This window comes from Cellulomonas bogoriensis 69B4 = DSM 16987, assembly GCF_000767165.1.
Taxonomy (GTDB): Bacteria; Actinomycetota; Actinomycetes; order Actinomycetales; family Cellulomonadaceae; genus Actinotalea; species Actinotalea bogoriensis.
In genome coordinates, this window is sequence record NZ_AXCZ01000146.1 from 1 (window position 1) to 6,804 (window position 6,804).

Consider the following 6,804-nt stretch of genomic DNA (forward strand, 5'->3'; position numbering starts at 1 on the left):
GGACGGCAGCGCCCACCCCGGGTCGTCCCCGGACCGCAGCAGCTGCAGGGCCGCCGCGGCGTCCGGGCGCCACCTGGCCACGTCGAGGCTGGTGAGCGCCTCCGTGGCGGTCATGAGCGCCTCGCGCAGGGTGCGTTCGGCCTCGGGCAAGGTCCCCACGGTCCCGGGCACCCGGACGGTCCAGTCGTCGACGGCGGTCACGTCCCACCGCACCAGGTGACCCGGCTCCTGGGGGCTGCCGAAGGGCGTGACGTCGGGCACCGCCGCCCACGACCGGCCCCGCGCGTGCACCAGCAGGCACTCCCCGGCCTCCACCGCCGACCCCGTCACCTGGGCGGGGACTCCCGTCACGTCACCGGGGGCGGGGAGCAGGGCCACGCACCGCCCGACCGTCCCCCACGCCGACAGCAGACCGGGCAGGTCCGTGACCGACGGGTCCAGGTCCGGTGCGTGGACGGTGTGGGGCTCGTCGTCCTCCTGGACGGCGCCCACGGCCCCGGGGTCGCCGGGGCCGTGGGCGAGCCACAGGGCCAGGACGGCGGAACGGGGAAGGGCGAGGTCGCGGTCGAGGTCGTCCACGGTCCCAACCTACGGGCGTCCCCGTGCCCTGGTGCGCGTCCCGACGGGTAGGGTCGGGCCCCATGAGCGTGGTGCTGGACCTGCAGTCCGTGACGGTGCGCCGTGGCCCCAAGACGATCCTCGACGAGGTCACGTGGCGCGTGGAGGACGGGCAGCGCTGGGTGCTGCTCGGGGCCAACGGTGCGGGCAAGACCACCCTGCTGCAGGTCGCCGCCGGTCGCATGCACCCCTCCAGCGGGAGCGCCGGGGTGCTGGGTGAGCGCCTGGGCGCCGTGGACGTGTTCGAGCTGCGCCCCAGGGTGGGTGTGGCCTCGGCGGCCCTCGCCGACGCGATCTCACCCGCGGAGACGGTCCGGGACGTGGTGCTGACGGCCGCCTACGGCATGACCGGGCGCTGGCGCGAGCGGTACGAAGAGGTCGACCACGAGCGCGCCCAGGCGCTGCTCGACGTCTTCGGGGTCGGTGCGCTGGCGGACCGGCGGTTCGGGACTCTGAGCGAGGGGGAGCGCAAGCGCACCCAGATCGCCCGGGCGCTCATGGCCGACCCCGAGCTGCTGCTGCTCGACGAGCCGGCGGCGGGGCTGGACCTCGGGGGCCGTGAGGAGCTCGTGGGCGCCCTGACCGAGCTCGCCCACGACCACCGCTCGCCGGTGCTGGTGCTCGTCACCCACCACGTGGAGGAGATCCCCCCGGGGTTCACCCACGCGCTGCTCCTGCGCGACGGGAAGGTCCAGGCGGCCGGCCCCCTCGGTGAGGTGCTCACCGCCGAGTCGCTGTCCGTGACGTTCGGGACCGCGTTGGAGGTCGAGCACCGGGACGGGCGCTGGAGCGCCCGTGCACAGGTTCGGTGACGCGCGGCTCGAGCGCGAGCCCCCGGACTAGGATGACGATCATCGATCGAAGGGGACCGCATGGGTGACATGGCATGGCTGTGGTGGGTGGGGGGCGCACTCCTCCTGGTCATCGTCGAGATGATCTCCCTGGACCTGGTCTTGCTGATGTTCGCCGGCGGGGCGCTGGTCGCCGCTGCGCTCGCCGCACTGGGTGCCCCGGTGTGGGCGCAGATCCTCGGGTTCGCCGTCGCCTCCACCTTGCTGCTCATGGCTCTGCGGCCGTGGCTGCTGCGCCACCTGCGGATGCGCATGCCGTTGGAGGAGACCAACGCCGCCGCGCACCTGGGGCGGCTCGCGATCGCCGTCACCGAGGTCAACGAGCGTACGGGTCGCGTGAAGCTCGCCGGTGAGGTGTGGACCGCCCGCACCGAGAACGACGAGGTGCTGCCCACGGGCGTCGAGGCCCGGGTGCTGCGCATCGCCGGTGCCACGGCCGTGGTGACCGCCCACCGGCGACCGGACCCCGGCCACCAGGTCACCCCGACCGCACCCCCTTCGCACAACCTCCCGCACGACGCACCCGACACCGACGGCAAGGAGCCGACCACATGACACCGAACGACGAGCTCACCTTCGGGGCGTTCCTGCTGTACGCGATGCTCGCCCTGATCGGGCTCTTCATCGTCGTCGCGCTCGTGCGTGCGGTGCGCGTGGTGCCCCAGGCGCAGGCGTACCTGGTGGAGCGCCTCGGCCGGTACTCCCGCACGCTGGACGCCGGCCTGCACCTGCTGGTCCCGTTCATCGACCGGGTCCGCAGCCAGGTCGACCTGCGCGAGCAGGTCGTGTCGTTCCCGCCCCAGCCGGTCATCACCTCCGACAACCTCGTGGTGAGCATCGACACGGTCGTCTACTACCAGGTGACCGACCCGAAGTCGGCGGTGTACGAGATCGCGAACTTCGTGGTCGGCATCGAGCAGATCACGGTCACGACGCTGCGTAACGTCGTCGGGTCCATGGACCTGGAGCAGACCCTCACCAGCCGTGACCAGATCAACGGCCAGCTGCGCGGGGTCCTGGACGAGGCGACCGGCCGGTGGGGCGTGCGTGTCAACCGGGTCGAGCTGAAGTCGATCGACCCGCCGCAGAGCGTGCAGGGCGCGATGGAGCAGCAGATGCGTGCCGAGCGTGACCGGCGCGCGGCGATCCTCACCGCCGAGGGTGTCAAGCAGTCCCAGATCCTCACCGCCGAGGGTGAGAAGCAGGCCGCGATCCTGCGTGCCGAGGGTCAGGCGCAGTCGGCGATCCTCGAGGCCGAGGGTGAGGCCCGGGCGATCCTGCAGGTGTTCGACGCCATCCACCGCGGTGACGCCGACCCCAAGCTGCTCGCCTACCAGTACCTGCAGATGCTGCCGGAGATCTCCCGTACCGAGTCGAACAAGGTGTGGTTCATCCCCACGGAGTTCACCGCGGCGCTCAACTCCATCAGCAAGGGCTTCGGGGGCGGCGGCTTCGGGGGTGGCGAGGACGAGGGGGACGGTTCCGGCCGTCCGCCCGGCACCTCGCCCCTGGCCCGTGAGGACCTGGGGCCCTCAGCCCTGACGGACGCCGCCCAGGCGCTGGCCGAGGCGCGTCGGGAGTCGGAGGAGGCGACGAAGGACGCCACCACGGCCGGGACCCTGAGCGGGCGCCCCCGTGACGCAGGTGTGGAGGTCGGGCAGGACGCGGGTGCGCCGCCCGCACCGCCCGCACCGCGGCAGGAGCCCCCTGCACCTCCTGTGCAGGACTGAGCACGCAGGACTGGACGACGGTGATCAGCACCCCTGGGATGATCCAGGGGTGCTGATCCATGTCACCGACCCCCACGACGACCGTCTGAGCGACTACACCCGGTTGACGGACGTGGCGTTGCGGTCCCGCAGCGAGCCCGCCCGGGGGCTCTACATGGCCGAGAGCTCGACGGTGATCCGTCGGGCGGTGCGTGCCGGGCACCGTCCCCGGTCCTTCCTCATGGCCGAGCGCTGGCTGCCGGACCTGGACGACCTGCTCGTCGAGGTCGGCGCGGGCACCGACGGACCGGTGCCCGTGTACGTCGCCGAACCTCCGGTGCTCGAGGCGATCACGGGGTTCCACCTGCACCGTGGGGCGTTGGCCGCCATGCACCGTCCCGTGCCGCCGTCCGTGCAGGACCTCCTGGGTGGTTCCACGGTCGCGGGTCCACCGCGCCGGGTGGCGGTCCTGGAGGACGTCGTCGACCACACGAACATCGGTGCTGCGCTGCGCGCGTGCGCCGCGATGGGTGTGGACGCTGTGCTGGTCACCCCCTCGTGCGCCGACCCGTTGTACCGGCGGGCGATCCGGGTGTCGATGGGCACGGTGTTCCAGGTGCCGTGGACCCGGTTCGAGCAGTGGCCCCACGGCCCGAAGGGCGGGGCGCCCGACGGGGTCGACCTGCTGCACGAGCTGGGCTACACGGTGGCGGCCCTCGCGCTGGACGACGACGCGGTCGGTCTGGACGAGCTCGCGGCCGATCCTCCCGAGCGACTGGCGATGGTGTTCGGCACCGAGGGTGACGGCCTGAAGGCCAGGACGGTCGCCGCGTGCGACCTGACGGTGAGGATCCCGATGGCCGGTGGCGTCGACTCCCTCAACGTCGCCTCGGCCGTGGCCGTCGCGACGTGGGCCACGCGGCCCGCCCCTAGCGTCGGAAGGTCGGGGTGAGGGTCCCGCGCCCCACGGTGCGGAACAGGGCCAGGAACGCGGCTTTGGTGGGGCTGGTGCTGCCCTGGACGTCGAGGGCCTCCACGTCCAGGGCGTGCACGGCGAACACGTACCGGTGCGGCCGGTCCCCGGGGGGCGGCGCGGCGCCGGTGTAGCCGACGGTGCCGCCGTCGTTGGTGAGCTGGACCGCGCCGGGCGGCAGGGCGTCGCTGTCGGGACGACCGGCGCCGCTGGGCAGCGACGTGGTCGTGGCGGGCAGGTTCACCACCGTCCAGTGCCAGAACCCGGCCGGGGTGGGGGCGTCGGGGTCGAAGCACGAGACCACGAAGCTGCGGGTCGAGTCCGGGAACCCGTCCCACTGCAGCTGGGGTGAGAGGTTGCCGCCCTCCGCGCTGTGCACGTCCGGCATGGCGTGGCCGTCGGTCACGTCGGTGCTGCTCACCGTGAAGGACGGCACGGCCGGCAGCTGCTCGTAGGGTTCCGGGGCGAGGGGGCGTTCGAGGTCCACGTGGGTCTCCCGTGTCGTCGTCGTGGTCGGCCACGTCCATCATGCCCACGCCCGCCGTGCCCGCATCCCGAGCCACCGACCCGCCTCGCCCGCCCGCCTCTGGGCCGTCCGGGTGGAGGGCTCATGATCGGATTGACACCCCTCGGGATGTCGGCGTCTACTGAGACCATTCGAACATGTGTTCGAGCATGATCGTGGTCCGGGAGGAGAACCGATGACTCCCACGAGCGCACCGTCGCGCACGGCCCGTCCCGGCGGTGAGAGCCGCGCGGCGCTGGCTCGTGCGGTCCTCGCCCGGGCCGAGCAGCGCACCGGTGCCCGTGCGGTCACCGTGGACGTCCTGCCGGTCGCAGGGCACCTGGAGGGCCTGCTCCCGGCCGGAGGGCTGGAGCGTGGGACGTGCACCGTGGTGACCGGGTCGACGTCACTGACCCTGGCGTTGCTGGCCGAGGCCTCACGGACCGGGTCCTGGGTGGCGGTGGCGGGCCTGCCGGGGGTCGGGGTGCTGGCCGCGCACCAGACCGGGCTGGTGCTGGACCGTGTGGCGCTGGTGCCCGACCCCGGGCCGGACGGGCCCGCGGTGGTCGCCGCCCTCCTCGACGGGTTCGACGTGGTCGTGGTCGGTCCCAGGGCCGCCCTCACCGCCGCCGACCGCCGCCGGCTCGACTCACGGGCACGGGAACGGTCCGCCGTCCTGCTCTCCACCGTCCCCTGGGACGGGGCGGGCCTGGTCCTGGACGTGCAGGACGCCACGTGGGAGGGCCTGGGACGAGGTCACGGGCGTCTGCGGCGACGACGGCTGACGGTGGTGCGCACCGGGCGACGGTCGGCCGGGCGCCCGGTGCGCACCGAGGTCGTCCTGGGCGACGGCCCACCCGGGCCCGGACGGGACGCTCACCCCGCCCACCGGCCGGGCACCTACCGGCGGGCAGGGTGAGCGTCCCACCCAGGACCGCCGCCGTGTGGGTACCCGACTGGCCCGTCGTCGCCGCGATGAGCGCCCAGGAGGTCCCGGCCCACCGGCCCACCGTGGTCCACGACGGTCGACGGGTCACCGCCGTGTCCGCAGGTGCCCGTGCCCACGGGGTGCGTCGGGGCATGCGCCGACGTCACGCCCAGGAGGTCTGCCCCGACCTGGTGCTGCTGGGTCTGGACCCCGGGCGGGACGTCCGGGCCTTCGAACCGGTGGCCGAGGCGGTCGAGTCCGTCGTCCCCGGGGTCGAGGTCGCCCGCCCCGGGCTGCTCCTGCTGCCCGCCGGGGGAGCGGCCCGCTACCACGGGTCAGAGCCGGCGCTCGCCGGGCGGCTGGTCGACGCCGTCGGTGAGCGCACAGGTCACGAGGCCCAGGTGGGTGTCGCCGACGGGCCGGGTGCAGCCGTCCTGGCAGCTCGTGGCGGCATGCTGGTGCCACCCGGGGAGGTCGTCGGGTTCCTGGCGCCCCTGGGGGTCACCGAGCTCGTGCACGTCGCGACCGGTCCCGTCGTCCGGCAGGTCCACGAGCTGGTGGACCTGCTGGCCCGGCTGGGTGTGCGGACCCTGGGTGACCTGGCCCACCTGCCCCGTGCCGACGTGCACGCCCGCCTGGGGGCCGTGGGCGTGTGGGCCCACCAGGTCGCCTCGGGTCAGGACGGCCGACCCGCAGCCGTGCGACGCCTCGAGCCGGACCTCGTCGTCCACGGGGACCTCGACCCCCCGGTGGGGCGGGTCGAGGCAGCGGCCTTCGCCGCCCGACGGCTGGCCGAGGAGCTGCACACCACCCTCGTGGACCGCGGCCTGGGGTGCGGCCGTCTGCGGGTGACGGCCAGGACCGAGCACGGGGAGGAGCTCGTGCGGGTCTGGCGCACCGACACCGCCCTGGGCGGGTCGTCCGCCGCCCACGTCACCGACAGGGTCCGGTGGCAGCTCGAGGGGTGGCTCACCCACCGCACCGGCCCCGAGCCCGGTGCCCTGACCTGGTTGGAGCTGCGCGCCGAGGACGTCCTGGACCTGACCACCGAGCAGGGTCGGCTGTGGGGGGAGACCAACGGCACCGACCGCCGCGCCCACCGCGCCCTGCTGCGGGTGCAGGGCCTGCTCGGCGCCGAGTCCGTCCTCGGGGCCCAGGTCCAGGGCGGCCGGGACGTGCGCGACCAGGTGCACCTCGTCCCGTGGGGGGAGGACCTGCCG

General features: G+C 74.1%; 8 protein-coding genes. 6 read left to right on the forward strand and 2 right to left on the reverse strand.

Annotated elements, in window-relative coordinates; translation table 11 throughout:
* Positions 1-579: hypothetical protein (locus tag N869_RS11605; protein ID WP_035061876.1), on the reverse strand; the 579-nt coding region annotated here is incomplete at its 3' end.
* Positions 580-641: 62 nt separating this feature from the next.
* Between N869_RS11605 and N869_RS11610 the strand changes: the two genes are divergently transcribed.
* The 4 genes from N869_RS11610 to N869_RS11625 are packed head-to-tail and all read left to right on the forward strand — an operon-like array spanning position 642 to position 4,130.
* Positions 642-1,430: an ABC transporter ATP-binding protein gene (locus tag N869_RS11610; RefSeq protein ID WP_035061867.1), complete on the forward strand. Its 789-nt coding sequence runs from the start codon at positions 642-644 to the stop codon at positions 1,428-1,430.
* Positions 1,431-1,490: 60 nt separating this feature from the next.
* A complete protein-coding gene (locus tag N869_RS11615; RefSeq protein ID WP_332248769.1) occupies positions 1,491-2,024 on the forward strand; it encodes an NfeD family protein in 534 nt (177 codons plus the stop codon).
* Complete coding sequence (locus N869_RS11620; protein WP_052105473.1) at positions 2,021-3,199, forward strand: SPFH domain-containing protein; 1,179 nt, start codon at positions 2,021-2,023, stop codon at positions 3,197-3,199. Before N869_RS11615 ends, N869_RS11620 begins: the two co-directional genes overlap by 4 nt.
* Before the next feature lie 49 nt (positions 3,200-3,248).
* Positions 3,249-4,130, forward strand: a complete 882-nt coding sequence (locus tag N869_RS11625) for a TrmH family RNA methyltransferase (RefSeq protein ID WP_035061870.1) — start codon at positions 3,249-3,251, stop codon at positions 4,128-4,130.
* Here the strand turns inward: N869_RS11625 and N869_RS11630 are convergent.
* Positions 4,108-4,638 carry a YbhB/YbcL family Raf kinase inhibitor-like protein gene (locus N869_RS11630; RefSeq protein ID WP_035061875.1) on the reverse strand — a complete coding sequence of 177 codons (531 nt, stop codon included), beginning with the start codon at positions 4,636-4,638 and terminating at the stop codon, positions 4,108-4,110. The genes N869_RS11625 and N869_RS11630 overlap by 23 nt on opposite strands.
* A gap of 214 nt (positions 4,639-4,852) precedes the next feature.
* On the opposite strand from N869_RS11630, the gene N869_RS11635 reads away from it, so the two are divergent.
* Both N869_RS11635 and N869_RS11640 read left to right on the forward strand, forming a co-directional pair.
* On the forward strand, positions 4,853-5,575 hold the full coding sequence (locus N869_RS11635; RefSeq protein ID WP_052105474.1) for a hypothetical protein: 723 nt from the start codon (positions 4,853-4,855) through the stop codon (positions 5,573-5,575).
* The coding region (locus N869_RS11640; RefSeq protein WP_035061884.1) for a DNA polymerase Y family protein at positions 5,572-6,804 on the forward strand (1,233 nt) is incomplete at its 3' end. The genes N869_RS11635 and N869_RS11640, both read left to right, overlap by 4 nt.

What these genes read in the sequence shown, in the direction of transcription:
- N869_RS11610 (WP_035061867.1), top strand. Translation starts at nt 642, where the DNA reads ATGAGCGTGGTGCTGGACCTGCAGTCCGTGACGGTGCGCCGTGGCCCC.
- N869_RS11615 (WP_332248769.1), top strand. Translation starts at nt 1,491, where the DNA reads ATGGGTGACATGGCATGGCTGTGGTGGGTGGGGGGCGCACTCCTCCTG.
- N869_RS11620 (WP_052105473.1), top strand. Translation starts at nt 2,021, where the DNA reads ATGACACCGAACGACGAGCTCACCTTCGGGGCGTTCCTGCTGTACGCG.
- N869_RS11635 (WP_052105474.1), top strand. Translation starts at nt 4,853, where the DNA reads ATGACTCCCACGAGCGCACCGTCGCGCACGGCCCGTCCCGGCGGTGAG.